This is a genomic window from Aquamicrobium soli (assembly GCF_042646345.1).
Classification (GTDB): domain Bacteria; phylum Pseudomonadota; class Alphaproteobacteria; order Rhizobiales; family Rhizobiaceae; genus Mesorhizobium; species Mesorhizobium soli_A.
Genome location: NZ_JBHRTK010000022.1, coordinates 1 through 24,148 on the forward strand (window position 1 = coordinate 1; position 24,148 = coordinate 24,148).

The window sequence follows — 24,148 nt, forward strand, 5'->3', positions numbered from 1 at the left end:
CCGGTTCAATCGCCGCTCCAAACGCTTCTCAAAGACCCATCAGATGCTCGACATAACCCTCGCACTGTTCTTCAACAGACACCTCATCACGAGTCCAATGTAAACACTGCCCGGCAAGGGGGAGGGGTTAGGGGTGGGGGGTCTGGAGCGCGCGGAACAGGCCGATATTCCGGCTTCCTCGCCTCACGCAGGCACCTTGATCGCCGCGCGCAGGCCGCCTAGCGGGCTGTCTCCGAGCGAAATGTCGCCGCCGTGGCTGCGGGCGATGTCGCGGGCGATGGCAAGGCCGAGCCCGGTGCCGCTGGCGTCGAGGTTGCGGGCCTCGTCCAGCCGCACGAAGGGCTTGAACACGTCCTCGCGCTGTGCCGGTGGAATGCCGGGGCCGTCGTCGTCGATGGTGATCAGCAGCGTGCCGCGGCGGTGCACCGCGTTTACCTCGACCGTCTTGGCGTAGCGGAAGGCGTTGCCGACCAGGTTCGAGATCAGCCGGGAGAAGGCGCGCGGTCGTACCCGCACCTCGCTGTCGCCGCTGATCGAGGTGGTGAGCTTGCGCTTTCGCAGGTTGGCTTCCTCGCCCAGCTTCTGGAAATAGGCTTCGAGGTCGAACAGGCCGGTATCCTCGGTCGCCTCGCCGCGCGCGAAGTCGAGGTAGCCTTCCAGCATCGACTGCATGTCGTTGATGTCCTGGTCCAGCGCCGCAATATCGCTCTTCCTGCCGCCGGAAAGCGCCAGTTGCAGCTTGAAGCGGGTGAGGATGGTGCGAAGGTCGTGGCTGACGCCGGTCAGCATCGCCGTGCGCTGCTCGATCTGGCGCTCGATGCGTTCGCGCATCTGGATGAAGGCGAAACCCGCCCGGCGCACCTCTTCGGCGCCGCGCGGGCGGAAATCGGCCGGCATCGGCTGGCCCTTACCGAAGCTTTCGGCGGCGGCTGCCAGCGTCAGGATCGGCTTGATCTGGTTGCGCAGGAAGGGGATCGCGATCATCAAAAGCACCAGCGAGGTGCCTACCATCGACAAGAGGAACACCTGCATGTTCGAGGCATAGGCCTGGCTGCGGCGCACGAAGACGCGCAAGACCTTGTTTTCAAGCTGGATGCGGACCTCGATGATCTTGGAATTGCCGACCGTGTCGACCCAGAACGGGCGATTGATCTGGCGCACGATTTCGGCCGACAGCGGCTCGTCCAGCGTCGAGAAGAACGGCTTCGGGCCGGGCGCGGGCAGCGGGTCGGGCGGCAGCAGGTCGACCTTCAGCTGCATGCGGTCCTGCGCGATGCGGATGACGTTGGCGTAGTCGGGCTCGTGCGGGTAGGTTTCCATCATGTCGATGATGGCGGCGATGTCGCGCACCACCGATTGCGACAGAAGCTGCGTCACCGTCTGCCAGTTCCGCTCCATGAAGACGAAGGCGACCACCGACTGCAGCAGAAACATCGGCGCGATGACGATGATGAGCGAGCGGGCATAGAGCCGCTTCGGCATGTAGAGGGAAATGAGCCGCCAGAGCCGGTTCCAGCCGCGCCGAACGGTCAGCGTGAAGGGCCTGCCATGCCTGTGCCGCCCCTGGCCGGTCGTCTGTTCCAGTTCAGTGGGCACCATCGTTGCCAGCTCGGTTGCGGCCGTTCAGGACGGGGCCGTCAGGCGGCATTCTATTCCACACTCAGGCGATACCCAATACCGCGCACCGTCTGCAACCACACCGGATTGGAGGGGTCGCGCTCGATCTTGCGCCGCAGCCGGTTGATCTGGACGTCGATGGTGCGCTCGCCGACTTCCGAGTCGTCGCCGACCAGTTCGTGGCGCGGGATGGTCTCGCCGGCCCGGGTCGCGAAGATGGTGAGGATTTCCTGCTCGCGGTCGGTCAGCTTCAGCGTTTCGCCGCCGCGCTTCAGTTCGCGCCGGGTAAGCTGGAAGGTATAGGGACCGAACACGAGCTGCTCGACCTTCGGCGCGACCGTTGGCCCGCCGCGCCGCAGGATGTTGTTGATGCGCAGGATCAGTTCGCGCGGGTCGAAGGGTTTCGGCAGGTAATCGTCGGCGCCGGCTTCGAGCCCGGTCACGCGGCTGTCGGTCTCGGAGAGCGCCGTCAGCATCAGGATGGGGACATCCTTTTCGGCCCTGAGCGCCTTCGTCAGTTCGACACCGCTTTCGCCCGGCATCATCACGTCGAGCACTAGCAGGTCGAAATCCAGGCCCCTGAGCTGGCGGCGGGCTTCGTCCGCATTGCCGGCCACGGTGACGCGGAAGCCGTTTTCGCTCAGGAACTGCTTCAGCAGGTTGCGGATACGGGTATCGTCGTCGACGACCAGCAGATGCGGCGCATCGTCGTCGGGCGCTGTCGACCGGTCGATGGTGTCATTGATCTCCATGGCTGCTCCCTGATGTGTCTGCGGGTAAAATCGCGATCTGCGCCCTTAGTTCCGGATTGACCATTCCTTTCAGGAAATGCTCGATGGATTTCCGATCTACCCCGCTCAACCCCTCCAGCGCGTCATGGATGCGACGCGACTGTGGCCTCGCCAAGGCCAGTGCCAGTTTACGCCCCTTTGCCGTGGGGTAAAGTTCGCGCTGGCGGCGGTCGCGCGGCCCCTGCAACTGCACGATATGGCCGGTGTCGATCAACTGCTTCAGCACGCGGGCGAGCGACTGCTTGGTGATCTTGAGCACGTCCAGCAGTTCGGCGACGGTCAGCCCCGGCCGGCGGTTGACGAAATGCAGCACCCGGTGATGCGCCCGCCCGAAGTCGTAGTCGGCCAGAATCACGTCCGGGTCGGAGGTGAAGTCGCGATAGGCGAAGAAGAACAGTTCGATGAGCGTGAAATCGATGCCGTCCTCGTGCCCCACGGGGGTGCGGATGGCGTCTGCGGTTTCGATGCGGCGGTCGGGGCGTCTGTCGGGCATGACTGTTCCGTCGATGGCTCAAAATATGTCAGCACTGTTGACATAGTTTTGGCGCGCTGATAATTTTTGACAAGCTTTTGGGCCGAATGTGACCGAAAAGGCAAGGTAGGGCGTTGTTTTCGTAACTTCCTTAATTTGCCTGCGCCCGGTTATCGGCCTAGGTTTGCAGGAGGTGCCGGCCTGCGATGCGACCGGCCACGACATTCACGACGCTTCATGGAAGGCGGGCGCGGCCCGCGGGAGGTTAGTATGGCATCCGTTCCTTTTGACCAGCTTGATGGCTTCATCTGGATGAACGGCGAATTTGTCAAATGGGCCGATGCGAAGATCCACGTATTGACCCATGGTCTTCACTACGCGAGCGCGGTATTCGAAGGCGAAAGGGCCTATGGCGGCGAGATTTTCAAGCTTGGCGAACATACCGACCGGCTGCTGGAATCGGGCCGCATCCTCGGCTTCAAGATTCCCTATACCGCCGAGCAGATCAACGACGCCTGCCGCGAACTGCTGAAGAAGCAGGGCTTCCAGGACGCCTATGTGCGGCCGATCGCTTGGCGCGGCAGCGAGCAGATGGGCGTTTCGGCACAGAATTCCCGCATCAACCTGGCGATCGCCATCTGGCAATGGCCGAGCTATTTCGATCCGGCGCAGAAGCTGAAGGGCATCCGCCTCGACATCGCCGAGTACCGCCGGCCCGACCCGCGCACCATTCCCTCCAAGGCCAAGGCCGCCGGCCTCTACATGATCTGCACCATCTCCAAGCACGCCGCCGAGGCGAAGGGCTATGCGGACGCCATGATGCTGGACTGGCGCGGCCAGGTTGCCGAGGCGACCGGCGCCAACATCTTCTTCGTCAAGGACGGCAAGATCCACACGCCCAAGCCGGACTGCTTCCTCGACGGCATCACGCGCCGCACGGTGATCGGGCTCGCCAAAGATCGCGGCCTCGAGGTCAACGAGCGCGCCATCATGCCGGAGGAACTGGAAGGCTTCGAACAGTGCTTCCTGACCGGCACGGCGGCCGAGGTTACCCCCGTCTCGGAGATCGGCCCGTACCGATTCGAGGTCGGCGAAATCTCGAAGTCGCTGATGGAAGCCTATTCGGCGGCCGTGCAGCCGAAGCACGCGATCGCTGCCGAATAAGGGATTTCCCTTGTTTTACAAGGATTTGAGGCGCCCTTTCGGGCGCCTCTCCTATTTCAGCATTTCCGCATTTGACATTGATCGATTTCGGTTTCTCATGTCGTGACGGCCCTGGGGCCGGCTATGGAGGGACTAGCAAATGGAAACACTTCTTCCGATCATTGTGCAGATAGTCACGGGTATCATTGGCGGCCAGGCCGTGGGCGCGGCGGTCAAGCAGGCAGCCATGAGCCAGCTTCCTAAAATTCTCAGCGGCGCCATCGGCGGCGTTGGCGGCGCGGCAATCCTCGGCAGCCTGCTCGGTGGCGGCACGATCGATCCGGCGGCGGCCGCGGCGGCTGCGGACGGCCTCGGCAGCGCGCTCAACCTCAACAACATCGTCGGCGGCGTTGGCGGCGGCGCCATCCTGACGGCGATCGTCGGCGCGGTCATGAACGCGATGAAGAAGTAGGCTTCGAAGCGTTTCGAAACTCAGGCAACGGACGGACGGCTTCGGCCGTCCGTTTTTTTGGCCTGTATTAAGAGAGCATGCAGGTGCTCGAGGCGAAGACATGGGCGGCTGCCGAACTGGACGCCTCAGGGCGATGCGGGTAGACAGCGGGCTTGTTTCGAAAGGACAACCATGGGCCAGCTCAACGCCATCATTGTTCCGGTCACGCCGTTCCAGCAGAACTGCACGATCCTGTTCGACGCGGACGACAAGAGCGGCGTCGTCGTCGATCCGGGCGGCGACATCGACCGCATCCTTGCCGCGCTGGACGAGAATGCGATCCGAGTGGGCGAGATCTGGATCACGCATGGCCATATCGACCATGCCGGCGGCGCCATGGACCTGAAGGACGCGCTCGGCATTGCCATCATCGGCCCGCACGAGGCCGACATGCTGCTGCTGTCCAACCTGGAGGCGCAGGCGCTGCGCTTCGGGCTCGCCGGCAAGGTCCGCAACTGCACGCCCGACCGTTTCCTCACCGAGGGGGAGACGGTATCGTTCGGCGGGCACGTCTTCGAGGTCCTGCATTGCCCCGGCCATGCGCCGGGCCATGTCGTTTTCTACGACCGGGCGGAAAAGTTCGCCCATGTCGGCGACGTGCTGTTTCGCGGCTCGGTCGGGCGCACCGACCTGCCGGGCGGCAACCAGGCGGCGCTGATCGCCTCGATCAAGGAAAAGCTGCTGCCGCTGGGAGACGATATCGGCTTCCTGTGCGGCCACGGTCCCGGCAGCCGCTTCGGCGACGAGCGGCGCGGCAATCCGTTCCTGGTCTAGGCGGAAGGTCTTTCTCAGGGACGGGTCGCGGGCTTCATTACCCCCACCCCTGCCCCCTCCCCACAAGGGGGAGGGGGATGCTGAGGCCGCGCTTCCGCTTCCCCGACCCTTGAGGGACGGGGAAGCGGTGGGGAATGACGACGGCCGCGGATTTTCCGGCTGCGGCGACAGGTCCTAGTTGGCGTTGCAGAAATGTGCCTGCCCGTCATAGCCGACATAGGTGCCGGTGCGGCCGTCGAAGGACCGGTAGCGGCTGGAGCAGTAGTTGTACCAGGCGCGGGTCCATGGCTCGATGCCGCCGACCGAATATTCGCGCACGACCCGGACGGGCGCCCGGCGCACAACATAAGCCGGCCGGTCATAATAATCGTAGTCGTCGTAGCCGACCGGGCCATCGTAGTAATAACGCGGAGGCGGCGGCGAAGCGAGGGCGCCGCCGATCAGCGCGCCGGCCGCCAGGCCGACCACGCCGGCTGCGATGGCGTCGCCGGAATGATTGTGGTGGTGACGGCGGTGCCACTCCTGGGCATTGGCCGCCGGAAGTGCGCTGAGCGTCAGCGCGGCTACCGCCGTGGACAGAACGGCTGTCTTCAAAACCCTGTTCATCTTGGTCTCCTTTTTACCGGATCGCGCGCTGCGAGGGGCCGATTCCAGTTTAGGAAAGAAGACTATAAATCCGTGGCTGAACGAAGGCTGAACGACTTTGGGCTACGGCAGGCATCCCGAAAGGGTGCAACGGTTTCGGGGCAAAGACATGCGCAAAAGCAAAAGGCTACGGCCGAGCGTTTAATCTATTCTCACGCGTCAGGCTGCAGGTGCGCGGGCAAACAAGAGTGTGGCCCGGCGCGAGGCCGAGCCCCGGGTCCTGTTTGCCAGCGTGCTTCAGCCGATGGTGAGATTGACGGCCTTCGGTCCCTTGCCGCGCTTGTCGGGTTCGGTATCGAACGTCACTTTCTGCCCATCCTCAAGTCCGGGAAGGCCCGACGCCTGCACGGCGGAAATGTGAACGAAGACGTCCTTTTCCCCGTCGTCCGGCGTGATGAAGCCAAAGCCCTTGGCATGATTGAAGAATTTGACGGTGCCGGTCTGCGGCATGGGAAGCTCCTTATAATCCCGCCAGGTCCATTTCCGGGTGGGCGCGCGCCCGAAGCGGAAATTTGTCGTTTATTTTCGAGCCGGCGGCAAGCAAAACTTTGTGGTTAGGGCGCCGTCCGGCCAGTCTTATCCTTGCTGCGTATGCGGCTTGCCGGCCGACAGACACAGAAAGGGCGCGCCGGAAAACCGCCACGCCCTTCCTGGTCGTCTAGGTGCCGTTCGCGCCGCGCAGCGTGGATTATTCCGCGCGCAGGTTGACTGCCTTCGGGCCCTTGCCCATGCGGTCGGGTTCGACGTCGAAGGTCACCTTCTGGCCGTCGACCAGCGTGCGCAGGCCGGATGCCTCGATCGCGGAAATGTGGACGAACACGTCCTTGGCGCCGCCGTCGGGGGTGATGAACCCGAAGCCTTTGGTGGTGTTGAAAAATTTAACGGTTCCGGTCTGGGCCATGGGGAAACTCCTTCACCCGTTCAGTCGTTGGTCCTGCCCGACATCTGGCGTTCGCGGCAGGATACGGTGGTTGCTTCGGCGGTCATGCATTCGCGCACGGCAAAACCCCCCGCCGAAAAACGGGGCCGTCAGAGATTCACAAATATCGGGGAAAGGGTCGTTCAAACGTTCCAGTCTCCGGGTCCGCAAATGCCCGAACACTGTATTTATGGCACGAAAACGGGAAAGTTGCAATACGGCGTCCGAAGAGGACACTTCAGCAGTATGTGTCTAGTCCGGGTAGACGGAAAGTTAATCAGCCAGATGGACCAAGGTATTGGTGCAGTCGAAAGCCGTATTTTTTACTGGCTAGGAGCCGCATTTGATGCTGGGATCGGCCGGGGGCGGGTTCAACCAACAGTCGCAAGGAGAGGTGGCGATGAGTTTCCCGGGTTTTTCCGTGCTGTGGCGCGGGTTGGCAATCGTTGTGCTGGCTGTTCTGGCCGGCTCCTGTACCGTCGTCGTGGACGAGGGGCCGGGCTATCACCGGCCGCCGCCGCCGAGGCCGAAGCTGTGCACTGCCGATTACAGGCCGGTCTGTGCGGTCCGCGGCCATAACCGCCAGACCTTCGCCAACGCCTGCACCGCCGAGCGCTCAGGGTTCCGTGTCGTGCGCCGTGGCCAGTGCCAGCGTGAGCCGGGTCCGAGCCGGCCGGCGATCTGCACGCGCGAGTACCGCCCGGTCTGCGCGCGGCGTGGCAACAATATCCGCACCTTCAGCAATGCCTGCGAGGCGCGGGCGCAAAGCTACCGCATCATCGGCAACGGCCGCTGCTGAGCGGTAGCGGGAGTGAGAATACCGGAGGGCGGCTACTGCCCGTCCTTCGGTTTCTCGACATGGCCGCCGAAGGCAAAGCGCATCGCCGACAGCAGCTTGTCGGCGAAGGCGGACTCGCCGCGTGACGAAAACCGGTCGAACAGCGCCGAAGCCAGCACCGGAGCCGGCACGCCGGTATCGATCGCGGCCTTCAACGTCCAGCGCCCTTCGCCGGAATCCGAGACGCGGCCGCCGAACCCGGCCAGCGCCGGGTCCGTCTTCAGCGCGTCGGCAGTGAGGTCGAGCAGCCACGAGCCGATGACGCTGCCGTGGCGCCAGACTTCGGCGACGCCGGCCACGTCGATATCGAATTTATAGTATTGCGGTTCGTCCAGCGGCGCCGTCTCGGCGTCGGCGGCGCGCACGACATTGCCGGCGTTCGCCGCCTTGAGGATGTTGAACCCCTCCGCATAGGCGGCCATCAGACCGTATTCGATGCCGTTGTGGACCATCTTGACGAAATGGCCGGCCCCGCTCGGGCCGCAATGCAGGTAGCCGCGCGGCGCCGTGGACCCCGTGGGCGAGGCCGGTTCGCCGGTGTCGGGGGCGAGCGTGGCGAAGACCGGATCGAGATGCTTTACCGCCGCCTCCGGCCCGCCGATCATCAGGCAATAGCCGCGATCGAGGCCCCAGACGCCGCCGCTGGTGCCGACATCGACATAGTTCAGGCCCTTCGGCTGGAGCTTGGCCGCCTGGTCGACCGCATCGCGGTAATTGGAATTGCCGCCGTCGATGATGATGTCGCCCGCTTCCATCAGCGCGGCGAGTTTACCGACCATCTGCCCGGTGAAGGCGGCCGGCAGCATCAGCCAAGCGCTGCGTGGCTTTTCGAGCCGGTCGACGAAGGCTTCCAGCGAGGAAGCGGCAATCGCGCCTTCCCTGGCGAGCGTGGCGACCGCCGCTTCATTGATGTCGTAGACGACGCATTCATGGCCGTCGCGCAGCAGGCGGCGCACCATGTTGGCGCCCATCCTGCCAAGCCCAATCATCCCGATCTGCATTTTTCATCCTGTGGTCGCTGGGGAGCGGATCGAGCGATCCGTTTTTTCCGTTCTATCGGCATTAACGCGCCTTTTGAAAGGGCGATCCCGCCGCGACGGCTGACAGTATCGTGATGGCCGCTCTTGCGCGGGGGCCTTCAGTGTCCTAGGTCGGGACAAACGGCGAGATAAGGCAGGTCTATCATCAACCGGGCTTTGAGACGACAGGCAGGGGCGAAATCCGGCGGATCGGGCCAGCCACCGCGCGGCGACCTTGACCAGCATGTGCGCCAGGCGCTGTCCCTCCATCAGGCTGGGCGGGCAGGGGAGGCCGAGGCGCTCTACCGGCAGGTGCTGGCGGTAAAGCCGGACCATGCGGCGGCGCTGCATTTCCTCGGCATTCTGCTGCATCAGGGCCGGCGCAGCGCCGATGGCGTGGCGCTGATCGAGAAATCCCTGCGCGTGGTCCCGAACAATCCGGATTTCCTCAACAATTACGGCTCCGTGCTGCGCGATCTCGGTCGCACTACGGCCGCCGCCGATTCCTACCGCAAGGCTGTCGCCGCCAAGCCGGACCATGGCGCTGCGCGCGACAATTATGCGTCGGCGCTGGCGCAGCTTGGGCGTTTTCCGCAGGCGGAAGAGGTTTTTCGCGGCACCATCGGGCGCAACCCCTTCCACATGCGCGCCCGTGTCGGGCTGGCGGAGGTGCTCCAGGAGGTCGGCCGGCTGGACGAGGCGCTCGCCGTTTTCGCGGAGGCGCTGGCGATCCGGCCGAACGATGCCGACGTGCTGCACGGCTACGGCGTCGCGCTGATGGAAAAGGGCGACCTGGCCGGCGCCACGGACAAGCTGCGCCGGGCGCTTGCCTCGGCGCCGAAGCAGACGAAATCCTGGCTGATGCTGAGCCAGGTGAAGCGGCAGCAGGCCGACGACGCGGAACTCGAGGCCATGCGGGCGCTGCACGACAAGGTCGACCCCGCCAGCCTCGATCGCATGCAGCTTTCCTTCGGCCTCGGCAAGATGCACGACGACCTCAAGGCCTATGGCGCGGCCTTCGACTATTTCGCCGAGGGCAACGCCATCCGCCGCAAGGCCATCGCCTATGACGGCGAAAAGACGCGGGCCGAGTTCGCGGCGATGAAGGCGACCTTCGACGCCGCCTTCTTCGAAAGGCACAAGCCGAGCACCATTACCGACGACACGCCGATCTTCGTGGTCGGTATGCCGCGCTCGGGCACGACGCTGGTGGAACAGATCATCGCCAGCCATCCGCAGGTGTTCGGCGCGGGCGAGCTCACCATCCTGAAGACGGCGGTGGGCAAGGGCTTTCCGCTCGACATGAAGGGCGGGTTCCCGGCCGGCATCCGCGAACTGCCGGACAAGGTCTTCGCCGATGCCGGGAACGACTATCTCGACATGCTGCACGACCGGTTCCCGGGCTTCCGGCACGTCACCGACAAGATGCCGGGCAATTTCCTGCTGGTCGGCTTCCTGCACCTGATGCTGCCGAAGGCCAGGATCATCCATTGCGCGCGCAACCCGGTGGCCACGTGCCTGTCGATCTACAAGACCAATTTCCGCGGCGACGGCCACCTCTACAGCTACGATATCGGCGAGCTGGCCGATTTCCATAACCTCTACACCGACATGATGGAGCACTGGCACAGGGTGTTGCCGGGTGTCGTGCACGACGTTCGCTACGAGGATTTCGTTGCCGACCAGGAAGGCCAGACGCGGGCGCTGATCGACTATCTCGGCCTGCCGTGGAACGATGCCGTGCTGTCGTTCCACAAGAGCGAGCGGCAGGTGCGCACCGCATCGGCCGCGCAGGTGCGCCAGCCGATGTACCAGGGCTCCGTCGAGCTGTGGAAGCGCTACGGCGACAAGCTCCAGCCGCTGATCGAGCGCTTGAAGTAGCCCTCGGCCGAAATCCTGCGTTTTCAGGGTCACATTGACGATTTTTTCGGCCCTGGAGCCCTTCATTGGCGGTTCTGGGACAGTTTGGGGCCATTTGGCCATTGCGCCGGGCGGTTCGGCAAATTATGCACGCACCTGCAAATCCCATACTCGCATAGCTAGAGGGTTCCATGACAGAAGTCAGTCTTCTCGACCACGCGCTTGTCCGCCTGGATGAAGCGGCCGCTCACCTCAACATCGACGCGGACGTGATCGAGAAACTGAAATACCCGCGAGAGACCACGAAAGTGCGATTGATGATCCGCATGGACGACGGCTCGCGAAAATCCTTCATCGCCTGGCGATGCCGCTATGACGACACGCGCGGCCCGACCAAGGGCGGCATCCGCTACCATCCGGACGCGACCGAGGACGAAGTGGAGACGCTGGCGTTCTGGATGACGTTCAAGTGCGCGGTGATGAACCTGCCCTATGGCGGCGGCAAGGGTGCCGTCCAGGTCGATCCGCGCCAGCTTTCCAAGGCCGAGCTGGAGCGGCTGTCGCGCTCCTACGTCAAGGCGTTCTCGCGCATCATCGGGCCGGACCGCGATATCCCGGCGCCCGACGTCTACACCAACGCCATGATCATGGGCTGGATGGAAGACGAGTATTCGCAGATCGTCGGCCAGTCCTCGCCCGCCGTCATCACCGGCAAGCCGATCGCGCTCGGCGGCTCGCTGGGCCGTGGGGATGCCACGGCGCGCGGCGGCTACTATCTGGTGCGCCACCTGGCGAGCGACCTCGGCCTCAGCGACACCATGCGCGTGGCCATCCAGGGCTTCGGTAATGCCGGCCAGTACATCGCCAGCCTGATGGCCGCGGACGGCCACAAGATCGTCGCCGCATCGGATTCGCAGGGCGCCGTCTATTCGCCCAACGGCCTGCATGTGGACCTGTTGCTGGAAGCCAAGGCGCAGGGCCATTCGGTCGCTTCGACCATCGGGCAGGGCGGCCACGAGCATCTCGATGCCGACAAGCTCGTCGGCGCGGACTGCGACCTGCTGGTTCCCTCGGCGCTGGAGAACATGATCCATGAAGGCAATGCCGGCTCGGTGAAAGCCAAGCTGATCCTGGAACTCGCCAACGGCCCGATCACCACCGAGGCTGACGAGATCCTGGCGAAGAAGGGCGTCGTCGTGCTGCCCGACATCCTGGCCAATGCCGGCGGCGTGACGGTTTCCTACTTCGAGTGGGTGCAGAACCGGCAGGGTTTCTACTGGACGCTGGAGGAAATCCACGACCGGCTGCGCACCATCATGGAGCGCGAGGGCCGCGCCATCTGGAACCTGTCACGCGAAAAGGGCATTTCGGCGCGCACCGCCGCCTATGTCCATGCGCTCGGCCGGTTGGCCGAAGCCATCGAAGCGCACGGGACCCAGAATTTTTTCGTCAGCTGACATAGAATTACGCCCGCATGGATATTTTCATGCGGGCGTATTCGTTCGCGGTTATTTCCCCGGCCGGCCGGTTTTTCCGGGCCGGCGTTTTTGTCGCGAGGCCTCGGTGGGGTCCTCGTAGGAGCCGGCACCGATCCGTCCGCGCACGACCGGTTTTACGTCCTCGGGCTTGACCGGCTTCTTTCCTTCTACCGGCTTCTCGGTGCGCCGCACCGTCATTTCGTCCAGCGAGTTCTTCCTGAACAGGAAAGGCTTTTTCTCGCCCGGAACGCCGAAGTCCGAGCCGTGCGCCTCCTTGGCCGACTGTTTTTTGAACAGCGAGCGTGAGACGGCGCCGGCCGGCGTCGTCATGTCGGTGCCGGGACCCATATTGTCAAGCGAGGGCTTCTGGAACAGCGGCTTCGCGCCGTCCGCGCCCATCTCGTCGAGTGAGGGCTTGGCGAACAGGGAACCGCGCGCGGGGGTGGCGTCGTCCACCGTCCTGTGCCGCTGCCGACCCTTGTTGTGCTTGCCCTTCTCGCGCCCGGAGACGGGGCTTTCGCTTTCGGCGTATTTCGCCAGCGGATCGTCGGAGATCGAGAGCTCCAGTTCGGTGAGGCGCTTGATCTCGTCGCGCAGGCGGGCAGCGTCCTCGAAGTTGAGGTCGGCGGCGGCATCGCGCATCTTCTTCTGCAGGAATTCCAGATGCGCCTTGAAGTTGTTGCCCATCATCTGGCCGGCATCGTCGGTGAACTGCGAGATGTCGGCGCGCACGTGGTCCTTCTCGTAGACCGACTCCAGGATGTCGGCGATGCGCGACTTCACCGATTCCGGCGTGATGCCGTTGGCGGCGTTCCACTCCATCTGCTTCTCGCGGCGGCGGTTGGTCTCGGCCATCGCCCGCTCCATCGAGCCGGTGATCTGGTCGGCGTAGAGGATGACCTTGCCGTCGACGTTGCGCGCCGCGCGGCCGATGGTCTGGATGAGCGAGGTCTCGGACCGCAAAAACCCTTCCTTGTCGGCGTCGAGGATGGCGACGAAGCCGCATTCGGGAATGTCCAGGCCCTCGCGCAAGAGGTTGATGCCGACCAGCACGTCGAAGGCTCCCAGCCTCAGGTCGCGCAAGATCTCGATGCGCTCCAGCGTGTCGATGTCTGAGTGCATGTAGCGCACGCGCACGCCCTGCTCGTGCAGGTACTCGGTCAAATCCTCAGCCATGCGCTTGGTCAGCACCGTCACCAGCGTGCGGTAGCCCTTGGCCGTCGTCTCGCGAATTTCGCCGACCACGTCGTCCACCTGCGCCTTGGCCGGGCGCACCTCGACCGGCGGGTCGATGAGGCCGGTCGGGCGGATCACCTGCTCGGCGAAGACGCCGCCCGACTGCTCCAGTTCCCAGCCGCCGGGCGTCGCCGAAACCGCGACCGAAAGCGGGCGCATGGCGTCCCATTCCTCGAAGCGCAGCGGCCGGTTGTCCATGCATGAGGGCAGGCGGAAGCCGTATTCGGCCAGCGTCGCCTTGCGGCGGAAGTCGCCGCGATACATGCCGCCGATCTGCGGAATGGTGACGTGGCTTTCGTCGACGAAGACCAGCGCGTTGTCGGGGATGTATTCGAACAGCGTCGGCGGCGGATCGCCGGGCTGGCGGCCGGTAAGGTAGCGCGAATAGTTCTCGATGCCGGCGCAGGAGCCGGTCGCCTCCAGCATTTCGAGGTCGAAGCGGGTGCGCTGCTCCAGCCGCTGCGCTTCCAGCAGGCGGCCGGCCTTCTCCAGTTCCGCAAGCCGATGCTTGAGCTCCTCCTTGATCGACTTGATCGCCTGGTTGAGCGTCGGGCGCGGCGTCACATAGTGCGAGTTGGCGTAGATCTTGACGCTTTTCAGGTCGCCGGTCTTCTGGCCGGTGAGCGGGTCGAACTCGGTGATTGCCTCGATCTCGTCGCCGAACATGGAGATGCGCCAGGCGCGGTCCTCGAGGTGGGCGGGGAAGATTTCGATGGTGTCGCCGCGCACGCGGAACGAGCCGCGCACGAAGTTGACGTCCTGCCGCTTGTATTGCTGGGCGACGAGGTCGGCGAGCAGGGCGCGCTGGTCGAGGCGGTCGCCGATCTGCATCTGGAAAGTCATCGCCGTATAGGTCTCGACCGAGCCGATACCGTAGATGCAGGACACCGAGGCGACGATGATGACGTCGTCGCGTTCCAGCAGCGAGCGCGTGGCCGAGTGGCGCATGCGGTCGATCTGCTCGTTGATCGAGCTTTCCTTCTCGATGAAGGTATCCGTGCGCGGGACGTAGGCTTCCGGCTGGTAGTAGTCGTAATAGGAGACGAAATACTCGACCGCGTTGTCGGGGAAGAATTTCTTGAATTCGGCGTAAAGCTGGGCGGCCAGCGTCTTGTTGGGGGCGAGGATCAGCGCGGGGCGCTGCGTTTCCTCGATCACCTTGGCCATGGTGAAGGTCTTGCCCGAACCGGTGACGCCGAGCAGCACCTGGGTGCGGTCGTCGTTGGCGATGCCTTCGACCAGGTCCTTGATCGCGGTCGGCTGGTCGCCGGCCGGCTCGAAGTCCGACACCATCTTGATGGCGATGCCGCCTTCGGATTTTTCCGGGCGTTCCGGCCGGTGCGGCGTCCACAACACGCCGTTCTTGTGCAGCGGGTTGCCGCTCTCGATCAGGTCGGCCAGCGCCTTCACCGTCGCGGTGACGCCGGTGTTGGTCAGCGTCTCGGCGTCTTCGAGGTCGATATCGATGCCCGCGACCGGGTTGAGTCCGACGGCGACGCGTTCCTTCGCCGTGGCCGCGCCGCCCATCGAGGTGCCGCGCGCCGTGCGGGTAGGGGACGCCGAGCGGGTGGGAATCTTCTTGGAATGCCTGCCCTTGCTTTCCCCCTCACCCCTCTCGCTGCGCGAGCCACCCGGCGCCGCTTTCTTCTCTCCGTCGGGGAGAAGGTGGCCCGAGGAGCCGGGCGGGGGGACATTTTCCGCTTCCCGCGCGATCTGCTCGGCCCAATCGGAAATCGAGCCGGAAAGCGGCGTGCCGGAGAGTTCGGCCTGCCGCGCTTCGCCAAAGCCCTTGCGTTCCAGCGGCTCGGAAGCGTCGAGATAGTCGGTCACGCCATTGCCGCGGCGGCGCGGCGTGCGCGCGTCCTCGACCGGCGGCGTTTTCTTTTCGGGAGATTTGGCCATGGCCGGAATATGGGCAGAGTCCGGCCAAATGGAAAGGGTGCAGATGCACCCGCCCGCATCGCCTCCCGACAGCGGCATGTCAGGAGACTGACGGCCTTATCCGAAGCGCAGCTTCAGTCCGACGATCAGGGCGATGAACAGGAACGTCACGGTGTTGGACACGATCACCGGCATGGAGCCGATGGCGAGGCCATAGACGACCCACAGGAAGACCCCGGTGGCGAGGGCGGAGGTGCTGATCAGGGAGATGTCGCGCGCCTGGCGTTCGCGCAGGATCTTCAGGATCTGCGGCAGCCAGGCGAGCGTGGTTATGACGGCCGCGATCGAGCCGATGACTTCATAGATGGAATGCAAGGCCGTGACTTTCCAAAGCGCCCGTCGCGCTTCGCTCCCTATGCCAAATCCGGTGATTCCTGTGAAGCGGTCCGATAGGCGGGGCATGCGACATAAGCGGCACGGACGCCTGTCGGGCCGTTGCTGCCCTATCCGTTGTCCTCCAGCACCATCTGCGCGCCCTTCCAGCCAGTCATGATCGAGGCAGCGTTGGTGTTGCCGGAGATATTGTCGGGGAAGATCGAGGCGTCGATGACGCGCAGGCCGGTAAGGCCATGCACCCTGAGGCGCGGGTCGACCACGGCGCGCGAGGCATCCGGCCCCATGCGGCAGGTCGAGACCGGATGGTAGACGGTGCCGGAGCGCTTCCTGAAATCCTGAATCAGGTCCTCGTCGGAAGTGATTGACGGGCCAGGCAGAATTTCCTCGACGATATTTTCGGCCATGGCCGGCATGGAGGCGATCTTGCGCACGAATTTCACCGCTGCCAGCATCTCGGCGACGTCGCTTTCGGTGGAATAGGCGTTGGCGACGATTTTCGGATAGTCGCGCGGGTTGCTGCTGCGGATCATGATCTCGCCGCGGCTGGACGGGCGGCAGTTGGAAAGGCCGATGGAAAAGCCCGGCCATGGGTCGGGCGTCAGGATCGGCCGTTCGCCCGACTTGGGGATGACGGTCGAAAAGGCCTGGAAATAGAGCTGCATGTTGGGCCGCGTCATCGCTGGGTCAGTGCGGAAGAAGCCACCGGCATTGTTCATCGACAGCGACAGCGGTCCCGAGCGCAGCAGAAGATACTGCATGCCGACCAAGAGCTTGCCCCACCAGGGGCGCAGGGTCTGGTTCAGCGTCGCGGTCCGGCCCTTATAGGTGTAGTTGATGCCGACATGGTCCTGCAAATTGGCGCCGACATTGGCGTTGGCATGGACGACCGGAATGCCCAGCCCCTGCAGCAGGCCGGTCGGGCCGACGCCGGAAAGCTGCAACAGTTGCGGGCTGTTGACCGAGCCGCCCGAAACGATGATCTCATGGCCGGCGCGGGCGGTTTGCGTGCGGCCGTTCTGCTCGTATTCGACGCCGATGGCGCGGGTGCCCTCGAACAGGATTTTCGTCGCCAGCGCGTTAGTTTCCACGCGGACATTGGCGCGCTTCATGGCCAGGCGCAGGAAGGCACGCGCCGCCGACATGCGGCGGCCGTTGCGGGTGGAAATCTGGTAGATGCCGACGCCTTCCTGGGAGGCGCCGTTGAAGTCCGGGTTCAGCGGCAGGCCGGCCTGCTGCGCGGCGGCGAGATAGCGCTTGCCCAGCGGGTGGACGAGCTCGTCGCAGCGCGTGACATGCAGCGGGCCGCCTTGCCCGCGCCATTCGTCGGCGCCGGCTTCGTTGTCCTCGATCGCCTTGAAGGCCGGCAACACTTCGTCGTAGGACCAGCCGGGATTGCCGGCCGCCGCCCAATTGTCGAAATCCTCGCGCTGGCCCCTGATCCAGACCATGGCGTTGATCGAGCTCGATCCGCCGAGCAGCTTTCCGCGCGGCCAGTGGTCGGCGTTGCCGGCGAGGCCGGGGTCCGGCTCGGTCTTGTAGTTCCAGTTGACGGCGGGGTCGAAGAAGGTCTTGCCGTAGCCGAGCGGCATCTGCACGAAGAAGCGGCGGTCGGTGCCGCCGGCCTCCAGCACCAGCACGGAAAACCGGCCCGACGCCGACAGCCGCTCCGCCACGACCGATCCGGCCGAACCGGAGCCGACGACGATGAAATCATAGGTCTGCATGGCTGGCTCGGCGCGCTCCGGATTTACGCGCCCACCCTAGACGCGACGAGCCTGGGGCGTCACCGGATCATCCGCCATCGGTTGTGAAAAAAGCGACCGGCCGGTGCGTTGACGCATCGGCGTCATGGCGATACGCCATCCTGACGACGCGATCATCGGGGGAGACAGGCATGGTCCAGTATGCAGACGGCAGGCCGCACGGCGAATTGACGCTGCGGACGCTGGCCATGCCCTCCGACGCCAATGCCGCCGGCGACATCTTCGGCGGATGGGTGATGGCGCAGATGGACCTTGCCTGCGGCATCCGCGCCGCCGAGCGGGCGCGCGGCCGGGTGGTGACGGCGGCCGTCAAGGAGATGGCCTTCGCCAAGCCGATGAAGATCGGCGACACGCTGTGCATCTACACCCATGTCGAGCGCGTCGGCCGCACGTCGATGACGCTCAAGGTCGAGGCGTGGGCGCAGCGCTACCTTTCCGAACTGATGGAAAAGGTCACCCACGCCGATTTCGTCATGGTGGCGCTGGACCAGGACGGCAAGCCGGTGCCCGTGCCGGCGGAATAGGGGCTTCTCCTGACCGATCAGTTGGCGGCCGCGCCGTCGAAGCGCTGCCGGGCTGCACGGACGCGCGCCGTGTTGAGGCGCGCCCATTCGCCCAAGGCGGCGACGGGAACCAGCAACTCGTGGCCGAGATCGGTCAGTTCGTAATCGACGCGCGGCGGGACGGTCGGGAAGACGGTGCGCGTGACGAACCCGTCGCGCTCCAGCCCGCGAAGCGTCGTGGTCAGCATTTTCTGCGAGATGCCACCGACGGCGGCGCGCAGTTCGTTGAAGCGCATCGAGCCGTCGCCGAGTTTGCCGACGACCAGAACGGTCCACTTGTCGCCGACGCGTTGCAGGATTTCCGATACGGCGCGGCAATCCTCGGTGTTGTGCGGGTGCCTCGGTTTCAAAAAAGTGCCTCCTTGCGTTCAAAATTCATAGTCACCTATATAGCGCCAGTATCCATTTTATACCAGTGTTCCGAACAGGAGACCTTTCATGTCAAAGCCCAAGATCGGCATCATCGTCGGTTCGACCCGAGCCAACCGGTTCGCTGACAAGCCGACGGAGTGGATCGCCAATATCGCCAAGGCGCGCACCGATCTCGAATTCGAGGTCGTCGACCTGCGCGACTATCCGATGCCGTTTTTCGAAGAGGCGACCTCGCCTGCCTGGGCGCCCTCGCAGAACGAAGTCGCCCAGCGCTGGCAGAAGAAGGTCGAGGAGCTCGACGGCTACATCTTCATCACCGCCGAGTACAATCGCGGCCCGACGGCCGTTCTCAAGAACGCGATCGACTATGCCTATAACGAGTGGAACAACAAGCCGGCCGCCTTTGTTGGCTATGGCGGCGTAGGCGCCGCCCGCGCCATCGAGCAGCTTCGCCTGCATGCGGTCGAGATGCAGATGGCTCCGACCCGCGCCGGCGTCCACATCCTGACGCCCGATTTCGTCGCCGTGCTGCAGCAGGGCAAGAAGCTGGAAGAGATCGAGCACCTGAACCAGAGCGCCACGGCGATGCTGGACCAGCTTGCCTGGTGGGCCAAGGCCCTGAAGGCGGCGCGCGACGCGGACGCTCTCACGGCGCAGGCGGCCTGATCGGTTCTCGCGCAAGCTTTGGGGGCGGTGTCCTGCGCCGCCCCTTGTCGTAACCAGGGCGGCTCTGGTTTCCTCGGAAACAGCAGAGCCGCCCTATCTTTGTTTCAGCCGCATTTCCGGCCGCAAAACCGTTTCACACTTTTGCTGGAAATGCTTTAGCGGCCCGCGTCCGGGTTCTCGCTCGTCAGCCGCGTGGCGATGAGCTTGTCGATGCGGCGGCCGTCGAGGTCGACCACCTCGAAGCGCCAGCCCTGCGCATCGACGGTTTCGCCGGTGTTGGGCAGGTGGTGCATGTAGGAGAGCACGTAGCCGGCCACCGTCTCATAGTCGCGATGTTCCGGCAGGTCGACGCCGAGCGTCTCGGCCATCTCGTCGGCCGGCATGTAGCCGGCGAGCAGCCACGAACCGTCCTCGCGCTGGACCGCGTTTTCCTCCGCGTCGTCCTCGTCGAGGTCGGAGCGGAAGACGCCGGTGATGGCCTCGAGAATGTCGGCCGGGGTGACGATGCCTTCGAAATGGCCGTACTCGTCATGGACCAGCGCCATCGGCACGTCGCTTTCCTTGAGCTTGGCGAGCACGTCGAGCGCATCGGCCTGGTCGTGGACGATCGGGGCCGGGCGCACGTGCCGGCGCAGGTCGAAGCCGCGCCCGGCCAGCGCCGCGGCCAAGAGGTCGCGGGTCTGGACGACGCCGATCATGGTATCGACCCCGCCCTCGGCCGCCGGCAGCCGTGAATGCTGGGTTTCCATCAAAAGCTTGCGGCAGGTGGCCTCGTCGGCGTCGAGGTTCAGCCAGTCGACCTCGGTGCGGGGCGTCATCACGGCGCGCACGGCGCGGTCGCCGAGCCGCATGACGCCGGCGATCATGCGCCGTTCGTCGGATTCGATGGTGCCGTGGTGCTCGGCCTCGGCCACCAGCATCTTGATTTCCTCGTCGGTGACCTTTTCCTCGCTCTCGCCGCGCTGGCCGAGCAGCCACAGCACCGCCTGTCCGGAAATGTCGAGCAGCCATACCAGCGGCGCCGCGATCCTGGCGATCATGGCCATGGCCGGGGCGACACGCACCGCCACCTTCTCGGGATCGCGCAGCGCGATCTGCTTGGGCACCAGCTCGCCGGCGATCAGGGAGAAGTAGGTGATGACGGCGACGACGATGCCGACGCCGGCCGGATCCGCGATACTGTCTCCGATCCCCTGCGTCTTCAGGAACAGGGAAAGCCGGTTGCCCAGCGTCGCGCCGGAAAACGCGCCCGACAGGACGCCGACCAGCGTGATGCCGATCTGGACCGACGACAGGAACTTGCCGGGATCGGCGCCGAGGTTGAGCGCGTGGGACGCGCCCTTGACGCCGCGGTCGATCATCGTCTTCAGCCGTGCCGGGCGCGACGAGACGATGGCGAGTTCCGACATCGACAAAAGGCCGTTCACGCACACGAGGACGATCACGATGGCGATTTCAAGATAGAGCATGGGCGCTCAATAGCATCACGCGTGCCGGTTCGGGAAGGAGCCACGAAGCGGAGCCGCGCTTATTGGCGCCGGCTCCAGGGGGCGGGCCTAGCGGCAGGCGCGGTAACCGTTCTTGCGGGCCTTGATGTCGAAATGGAAATGGTTGCGGTGATCGTAGTTGTAGCCGGGGCCGAGCACGGTGGTGAAATACTGGCAGCCATCGGCGCGCACGGTGTTGAGGAAGCCGCGCTGGCGGAAGGAAAACAGGCCGGGCTTGCGCACGTCGATCTTGTCGCCGTTGGTAAGTTCGATGCTCATGACGTCGAGCGCGTTGCCCTTGCCGTGCTCGGACAAGGTGCGTTCGCCGGCAATGCGGCGGCAGGAATAGCTCGAACCCTGGTTGATCGCCCGCACGCCGGAGAAATAGCGCCAGCGCGCGGCGGGAACCAGTTCCTTCTTCGTCCAGGTGGCGAAACTGGCCGCCATGTCGCAGGTCAGCGTGGCCGCCGGCTTCATGGCGACGCTGCCGATGGCGGTGACCCTGACCGGATGGGCGATGCCGCATTCGCCACTGCCCTCGATCGGCTCCACCTCGGTGAAGGCGACGCCGAGCCGCCGCAACTCCTGCCGGCAGGCGATCTGGTCGGCCGGCATCGTGTCCGTCGGCAGCGCCGGCATGTCCATGCGCGGATAGGCGACGGCGGTCAACGGTTCGGAGACGGGCGGGGCCAGCGTTTCGACAGGCGGGGTGGGGATGATGGCGGCCGTCTGCGTGCCGACATCGACGGCCGGCTCCAGCGTGAACACGTTGCCGGTGGTGCAGGCGGACGCGGCCGCGAGGGCGAGCAACGCGCAGGCGCGGGCGATCAGCGGCTTGCGCCTGGCCGTTGGCGTCCCGTTCCCCGGTCGGTGTCCTTCCTGTCGCATGGGGCCGAGTGTAGCGGCCAAGGGTAAAGGAAAAATCAGCGCCGCCGTTCACGGCTGCGGCCGAATTGCGGCGGGACCCGCAGATGAGGCTACTGGCAGAAGGTGCCGCCATTGCGCCGTGGCTCCAGGTCGAGGTGAAAGTGAACGGCATGGTCGGCATCGCTGCCGGGGCCGAGCACGGTCTTGAACGGCCCGCAGGCGGCCTTGCGCACCTCGGCGAGAAACTTTCTGGCGCCATCCCCGTCAGGGCTAGCCTCCACGTCGATGCGCCTGCCGTCGGTAAGGGTAAAACTTGCGATATCGAGCGCGTTGCCGAAGGCGTGCTCGGACATTTTTTCCCGGTTATGGCGCGGCCGGCAGACATAGGCGGACGCCTGGCTCACGGATTTCAGCCCGGCGCCCAACTGGCTCCTGGCGGTCGGGGCGACCGTCCCCGCCATGAAACGGGCCGCCGCTTCCGCCATCCGGCAATTCATCTCGGCTTTCGGCTCGAGGCCGATGGCCGGGCCGAGCGTGTTCACCACCAGAGGGTAGGGGAGCGCGCAGCCGATCTTTTCGTCATGCCGGGCCTCGCTCACCTCGAATTGCACGCCCAGCGTCTTGAGCCGTTCCCGGCATGCCGCCTCCTCGGCGGGCAAAGATGAGCGCGGTTTTTTGGCGGAACGTGGGTCGACGGGAACAGGCTTTGCTTCCGGCGGTGGTTTCTCACTTGCCGTTTCGTCGCCGGGCCTTGGCGTCGGAACGGGGATCGTTGCCGGCGCTTCCTCGGGCGGAGGGGACGACCGTTCGCTCGGCTGGGGGACCGGCGCCTTGCGGGGCAGGGCGATGGTGGCCGCCGACGTTTCGGCGCCGATGACCGACGTCGACATAGCCAGCCACAGGGCAATAAGCGCGCGGGACAGGATCATCGCGGCGAGAACGGCTGGCGGCGCGGATTGGTTGCCGCGCGCCCATCACGTTCGGTGACCGTTTGTGTTGGCCTTCAGGAAATGAATCCGGTGGGGTCGCCAAGCAACTGGTTCAAAAGGGGAATTCCATGGCTATGGCTGACTTGAAGCGCCGCGCAGCCGGCGGTCCCAGTTCTCCACCGCGTTGGTCTCGATGCGCCTCGTGGCCAGCGTTCGCCAGGAGGGGGCGAGTTCCGGCAGGGCGGCGAGGCCGGCCAGCGATTCCATGTCCAGCGTGCGCGTATAGAGCAGGTCGATGATGCGGCTGAGCGGCCATTGCGGCTGCGGCCGTTCCGTGAGGACCAGCCGGTCGCCGGCCTCGGCCGTGCCTTCCTCCAGCACCCGGTAATACCAGCCGGTGCGGCCGCTTTTCTGGACGCGGAAGGCCATGTCGGGGCGCTCGAAGCGTGCGTTGAGCCGCCAGCAGGGCTGGCGTCCCTGGCTCACCTGCAACACTGCGTTGCCGAGCCGAAAAATGTCGCCGATGCAGATATCGGCCTCGGTGATGCCAAAGGTGGAGATGTTCTCGCCGAACGCCGGCGGCACCGCCTCGATGCCTTCGGCCGCCCAGGCGGCATAGTGGTCGCGAGGATAGTGGTGGACGGCCTTTTCCGGCCCGCCATGGCTTTTGGTGTCGCCCTGGTGATCGCCGGCAAGGCCGAGGCGGGTGATGGCCTGCCGCCCGGCTACCTTCGACTTGCGGATGCCGCTTGGGGCATTTTGTGGGCCGAGCGGGGCGAGTTCCCCGATGAACAGGGCTTCGGCGGCAGTCGCGGCGCGTTCCCCGTCCAGTACGAAATCAAGCGCCAATCTGTTCCAGTCCCTCTTCCAGCCAGTCGGCGAGTTGCGGCAGGCCGAGCAAATATTTCGCGGTGCGCCGGTACGGGCGCTCACGGGCGGCGGCCAGCGCCTCGGCCCATTCGGAAGCGGCATAGTCGCCGCGGCCGATCCAGACAAGCGCGACCAGTTCGGCAGCCTCGTCGACATTGAGGTCGCCGATCAGCTCGCGCAGTTCCTCCTCGGCCATGTTTTCGGATTTTTCCTCGGCAAGGCCGTCATGGTGATGCCGGTCGTGGCGGTTGCCGTCGAATTCGACCTCGTGCTCGGCGCCCGCGTCATAGTCGTCGTTGAGGGCGGCGGCGAGGCCCTTGGCCTTGAGGACGAAGTCGCGCACCGTGTCAGGCCCTATCGAAAGCTCCCACTCCCTTTCCCGACGCTGTTGCAAGGCCTCCTCCACGCTCCTCTCAAGGCGGATGATACCTTATTTGCCGCGCGCGTCACCTTTCTTCGGGCCGACCCGAAAACTGCCCGTTGACAGGGGCCGGCCTTGCCCTGAAATGGCGTCTCCCGCCGCATCCGTCTGGTTCGCCATGGCCGCTCTCCTGTCGCCCAAGATCCTGCCCATCCTGCTGCTCGTCGCCTCGAACGTGTTCATGACGTTCGCCTGGTACGGGCACCTCAAGTTCAAGGCCTCGCCCATCTACGCCGCCGTGATCGCGAGCTGGATGATCGCCTTCTTCGAGTACTGGCTGGCGGTGCCGGCCAACCGCATCGGCAGCAGCGTCTATTCGGCGGCCGAGCTGAAAACCATGCAGGAAGTCATCACGCTTTCGGTTTTCGCGGTGTTTTCGGTCTTCTACCTGAAAGAAGCCCTGACCTGGAACCATGTACTGGGCTTCGCGCTGATCGCAGGCGGGGCCGCGCTGATTTTCAAAGGCTGACGCAGCTCGCCGCCATTATTTTGATGCGGTGCGGTTTTTGGGCGTGAAAAGTGTAGAAACGTAGCTATATTGGGTTGAATCGCAGTGAGACGGTTTCGTTGGTTTGATCCAGCGGGCCGTTTTCTTTTTGTGTGGCATCGCCGCTCGGGCAACGGCGGATG

25 protein-coding genes are annotated in these 24,148 nt (G+C 64.8%); 9 read left to right on the forward strand and 16 right to left on the reverse strand.

Going from position 1 to position 24,148, the window contains the following annotated elements; translation table 11 throughout:
• Positions 1 to 183: 183 nt before the first annotated feature.
• Genes ACFOHJ_RS18715 through ACFOHJ_RS18725 form a run of 3 tightly spaced genes read right to left on the reverse strand, consistent with a single transcriptional unit; the run spans position 184 to position 2,901 of the window.
• Complete coding sequence (locus ACFOHJ_RS18715; protein ID WP_378223301.1) at positions 184 to 1,599, reverse strand: ATP-binding protein; 1,416 nt, start codon at positions 1,597 to 1,599, stop codon at positions 184 to 186.
• Between the two features lie 50 nt (positions 1,600 to 1,649).
• Positions 1,650 to 2,369: a response regulator gene (locus ACFOHJ_RS18720; protein WP_378223304.1), complete on the reverse strand. Its 720-nt coding sequence runs from the start codon at positions 2,367 to 2,369 to the stop codon at positions 1,650 to 1,652.
• A complete protein-coding gene (locus ACFOHJ_RS18725) occupies positions 2,356 to 2,901 on the reverse strand; it encodes a MarR family winged helix-turn-helix transcriptional regulator (RefSeq protein WP_378223307.1) in 546 nt (181 codons plus the stop codon). Before ACFOHJ_RS18725 ends, ACFOHJ_RS18720 begins: the two co-directional genes overlap by 14 nt.
• 249 nt (positions 2,902 to 3,150) lie before the next feature.
• On the opposite strand from ACFOHJ_RS18725, the gene ACFOHJ_RS18730 reads away from it, so the two are divergent.
• The 3 genes from ACFOHJ_RS18730 (at position 3,151) to ACFOHJ_RS18740 (ending at position 5,308) form a co-directional block, all read left to right on the forward strand.
• Positions 3,151 to 4,044 carry a branched-chain amino acid aminotransferase gene (locus tag ACFOHJ_RS18730; RefSeq protein ID WP_378223309.1) on the forward strand — a complete coding sequence of 298 codons (894 nt, stop codon included), beginning with the start codon at positions 3,151 to 3,153 and terminating at the stop codon, positions 4,042 to 4,044.
• Positions 4,045 to 4,183: 139 nt separating this feature from the next.
• Positions 4,184 to 4,495 (forward strand): hypothetical protein, encoded by a 312-nt coding sequence (locus tag ACFOHJ_RS18735; protein WP_378223312.1) that lies wholly within the window; start codon positions 4,184 to 4,186, stop codon positions 4,493 to 4,495.
• Positions 4,496 to 4,666: 171 nt separating this feature from the next.
• A complete protein-coding gene (locus ACFOHJ_RS18740) occupies positions 4,667 to 5,308 on the forward strand; it encodes an MBL fold metallo-hydrolase (protein ID WP_378223315.1) in 642 nt (213 codons plus the stop codon).
• Positions 5,309 to 5,482: 174 nt separating this feature from the next.
• Here ACFOHJ_RS18740 and ACFOHJ_RS18745 read toward each other — a convergent pair whose 3' ends face one another.
• The 3 genes from ACFOHJ_RS18745 to ACFOHJ_RS18755 form a co-directional block, all read right to left on the reverse strand.
• Positions 5,483 to 5,914, reverse strand: a complete 432-nt coding sequence (locus ACFOHJ_RS18745; protein WP_378223317.1) for a BA14K family protein — start codon at positions 5,912 to 5,914, stop codon at positions 5,483 to 5,485.
• A 276-nt stretch (positions 5,915 to 6,190) separates the two neighbouring features.
• A complete protein-coding gene (locus tag ACFOHJ_RS18750) occupies positions 6,191 to 6,403 on the reverse strand; it encodes a cold-shock protein (RefSeq protein ID WP_378223319.1) in 213 nt (70 codons plus the stop codon).
• Between the two features lie 238 nt (positions 6,404 to 6,641).
• A complete protein-coding gene (locus ACFOHJ_RS18755; protein WP_292836470.1) occupies positions 6,642 to 6,854 on the reverse strand; it encodes a cold-shock protein in 213 nt (70 codons plus the stop codon).
• Positions 6,855 to 7,272: 418 nt separating this feature from the next.
• Between ACFOHJ_RS18755 and ACFOHJ_RS18760 the strand changes: the two genes are divergently transcribed.
• Entirely contained in the window at positions 7,273 to 7,671 is a 399-nt protein-coding gene (locus ACFOHJ_RS18760) for a Kazal-type serine protease inhibitor family protein (RefSeq protein ID WP_378223322.1), read from the forward strand.
• Positions 7,672 to 7,703: 32 nt separating this feature from the next.
• Here ACFOHJ_RS18760 and gnd read toward each other — a convergent pair whose 3' ends face one another.
• Complete coding sequence (gene gnd, locus ACFOHJ_RS18765) at positions 7,704 to 8,711, reverse strand: phosphogluconate dehydrogenase (NAD(+)-dependent, decarboxylating) (protein ID WP_378223324.1); 1,008 nt, start codon at positions 8,709 to 8,711, stop codon at positions 7,704 to 7,706.
• A 264-nt stretch (positions 8,712 to 8,975) separates the two neighbouring features.
• Here gnd and ACFOHJ_RS18770 point away from each other — a divergent pair, with 264 nt between their 5' ends.
• Positions 8,976 to 10,610: a tetratricopeptide repeat-containing sulfotransferase family protein gene (locus tag ACFOHJ_RS18770; protein WP_378223823.1), complete on the forward strand. Its 1,635-nt coding sequence runs from the start codon at positions 8,976 to 8,978 to the stop codon at positions 10,608 to 10,610.
• 170 nt (positions 10,611 to 10,780) lie between these two features.
• The gene (locus tag ACFOHJ_RS18775; protein ID WP_378223327.1) at positions 10,781 to 12,046 is read left to right on the forward strand and encodes a Glu/Leu/Phe/Val family dehydrogenase; all 1,266 of its coding nucleotides are present in this window, start codon (positions 10,781 to 10,783) and stop codon (positions 12,044 to 12,046) included.
• 51 nt (positions 12,047 to 12,097) lie between these two features.
• On the opposite strand, the gene uvrB is transcribed toward ACFOHJ_RS18775, so the two are convergent.
• From uvrB to ACFOHJ_RS18790, 3 genes are all read right to left on the reverse strand, one after another.
• Positions 12,098 to 15,205 carry an excinuclease ABC subunit UvrB gene (gene uvrB, locus ACFOHJ_RS18780; RefSeq protein ID WP_378223330.1) on the reverse strand — a complete coding sequence of 1,036 codons (3,108 nt, stop codon included), beginning with the start codon at positions 15,203 to 15,205 and terminating at the stop codon, positions 12,098 to 12,100.
• A 96-nt stretch (positions 15,206 to 15,301) separates the two neighbouring features.
• Positions 15,302 to 15,559: a SemiSWEET transporter gene (locus tag ACFOHJ_RS18785; RefSeq protein WP_378223333.1), complete on the reverse strand. Its 258-nt coding sequence runs from the start codon at positions 15,557 to 15,559 to the stop codon at positions 15,302 to 15,304.
• Between the two features lie 128 nt (positions 15,560 to 15,687).
• On the reverse strand, positions 15,688 to 17,304 hold the full coding sequence (locus ACFOHJ_RS18790) for a GMC family oxidoreductase (RefSeq protein WP_378223336.1): 1,617 nt from the start codon (positions 17,302 to 17,304) through the stop codon (positions 15,688 to 15,690).
• A 170-nt stretch (positions 17,305 to 17,474) separates the two neighbouring features.
• Here ACFOHJ_RS18790 and ACFOHJ_RS18795 point away from each other — a divergent pair, with 170 nt between their 5' ends.
• The gene (locus tag ACFOHJ_RS18795; protein ID WP_378223339.1) at positions 17,475 to 17,867 is read left to right on the forward strand and encodes an acyl-CoA thioesterase; all 393 of its coding nucleotides are present in this window, start codon (positions 17,475 to 17,477) and stop codon (positions 17,865 to 17,867) included.
• A 17-nt stretch (positions 17,868 to 17,884) separates the two neighbouring features.
• Here the strand turns inward: ACFOHJ_RS18795 and ACFOHJ_RS18800 are convergent, their stop codons facing one another.
• The gene (locus ACFOHJ_RS18800; RefSeq protein WP_378223341.1) at positions 17,885 to 18,256 is read right to left on the reverse strand and encodes a winged helix-turn-helix transcriptional regulator; all 372 of its coding nucleotides are present in this window, start codon (positions 18,254 to 18,256) and stop codon (positions 17,885 to 17,887) included.
• 88 nt (positions 18,257 to 18,344) lie between these two features.
• On the opposite strand from ACFOHJ_RS18800, the gene ACFOHJ_RS18805 reads away from it, so the two are divergent.
• The gene (locus tag ACFOHJ_RS18805; RefSeq protein WP_378223343.1) at positions 18,345 to 18,944 is read left to right on the forward strand and encodes an NADPH-dependent FMN reductase; all 600 of its coding nucleotides are present in this window, start codon (positions 18,345 to 18,347) and stop codon (positions 18,942 to 18,944) included.
• A gap of 155 nt (positions 18,945 to 19,099) precedes the next feature.
• Here ACFOHJ_RS18805 and ACFOHJ_RS18810 read toward each other — a convergent pair whose 3' ends face one another.
• The 5 genes from ACFOHJ_RS18810 to ACFOHJ_RS18830 all read right to left on the reverse strand — a co-directional run bounded on the left by ACFOHJ_RS18810 (position 19,100) and on the right by ACFOHJ_RS18830 (position 23,491).
• Complete coding sequence (locus ACFOHJ_RS18810) at positions 19,100 to 20,413, reverse strand: hemolysin family protein (RefSeq protein ID WP_378223345.1); 1,314 nt, start codon at positions 20,411 to 20,413, stop codon at positions 19,100 to 19,102.
• Between the two features lie 87 nt (positions 20,414 to 20,500).
• The gene (locus ACFOHJ_RS18815) at positions 20,501 to 21,319 is read right to left on the reverse strand and encodes an extensin-like domain-containing protein (RefSeq protein ID WP_378223348.1); all 819 of its coding nucleotides are present in this window, start codon (positions 21,317 to 21,319) and stop codon (positions 20,501 to 20,503) included.
• Positions 21,320 to 21,408: 89 nt separating this feature from the next.
• Complete coding sequence (locus ACFOHJ_RS18820) at positions 21,409 to 22,227, reverse strand: extensin family protein (RefSeq protein WP_378223351.1); 819 nt, start codon at positions 22,225 to 22,227, stop codon at positions 21,409 to 21,411.
• Between the two features lie 132 nt (positions 22,228 to 22,359).
• A complete protein-coding gene (locus tag ACFOHJ_RS18825; RefSeq protein ID WP_378223354.1) occupies positions 22,360 to 23,076 on the reverse strand; it encodes an MOSC domain-containing protein in 717 nt (238 codons plus the stop codon).
• Complete coding sequence (locus tag ACFOHJ_RS18830) at positions 23,066 to 23,491, reverse strand: DUF3775 domain-containing protein (protein WP_378223356.1); 426 nt, start codon at positions 23,489 to 23,491, stop codon at positions 23,066 to 23,068. The genes ACFOHJ_RS18825 and ACFOHJ_RS18830 overlap by 11 nt, the downstream gene beginning before the upstream one ends.
• A 145-nt stretch (positions 23,492 to 23,636) precedes the next feature.
• Between ACFOHJ_RS18830 and ACFOHJ_RS18835 the strand changes: the two genes are divergently transcribed.
• Positions 23,637 to 23,987 carry a DMT family protein gene (locus ACFOHJ_RS18835; protein ID WP_378223825.1) on the forward strand — a complete coding sequence of 117 codons (351 nt, stop codon included), beginning with the start codon at positions 23,637 to 23,639 and terminating at the stop codon, positions 23,985 to 23,987.
• Positions 23,988 to 24,148: the final 161 nt, after the last annotated feature.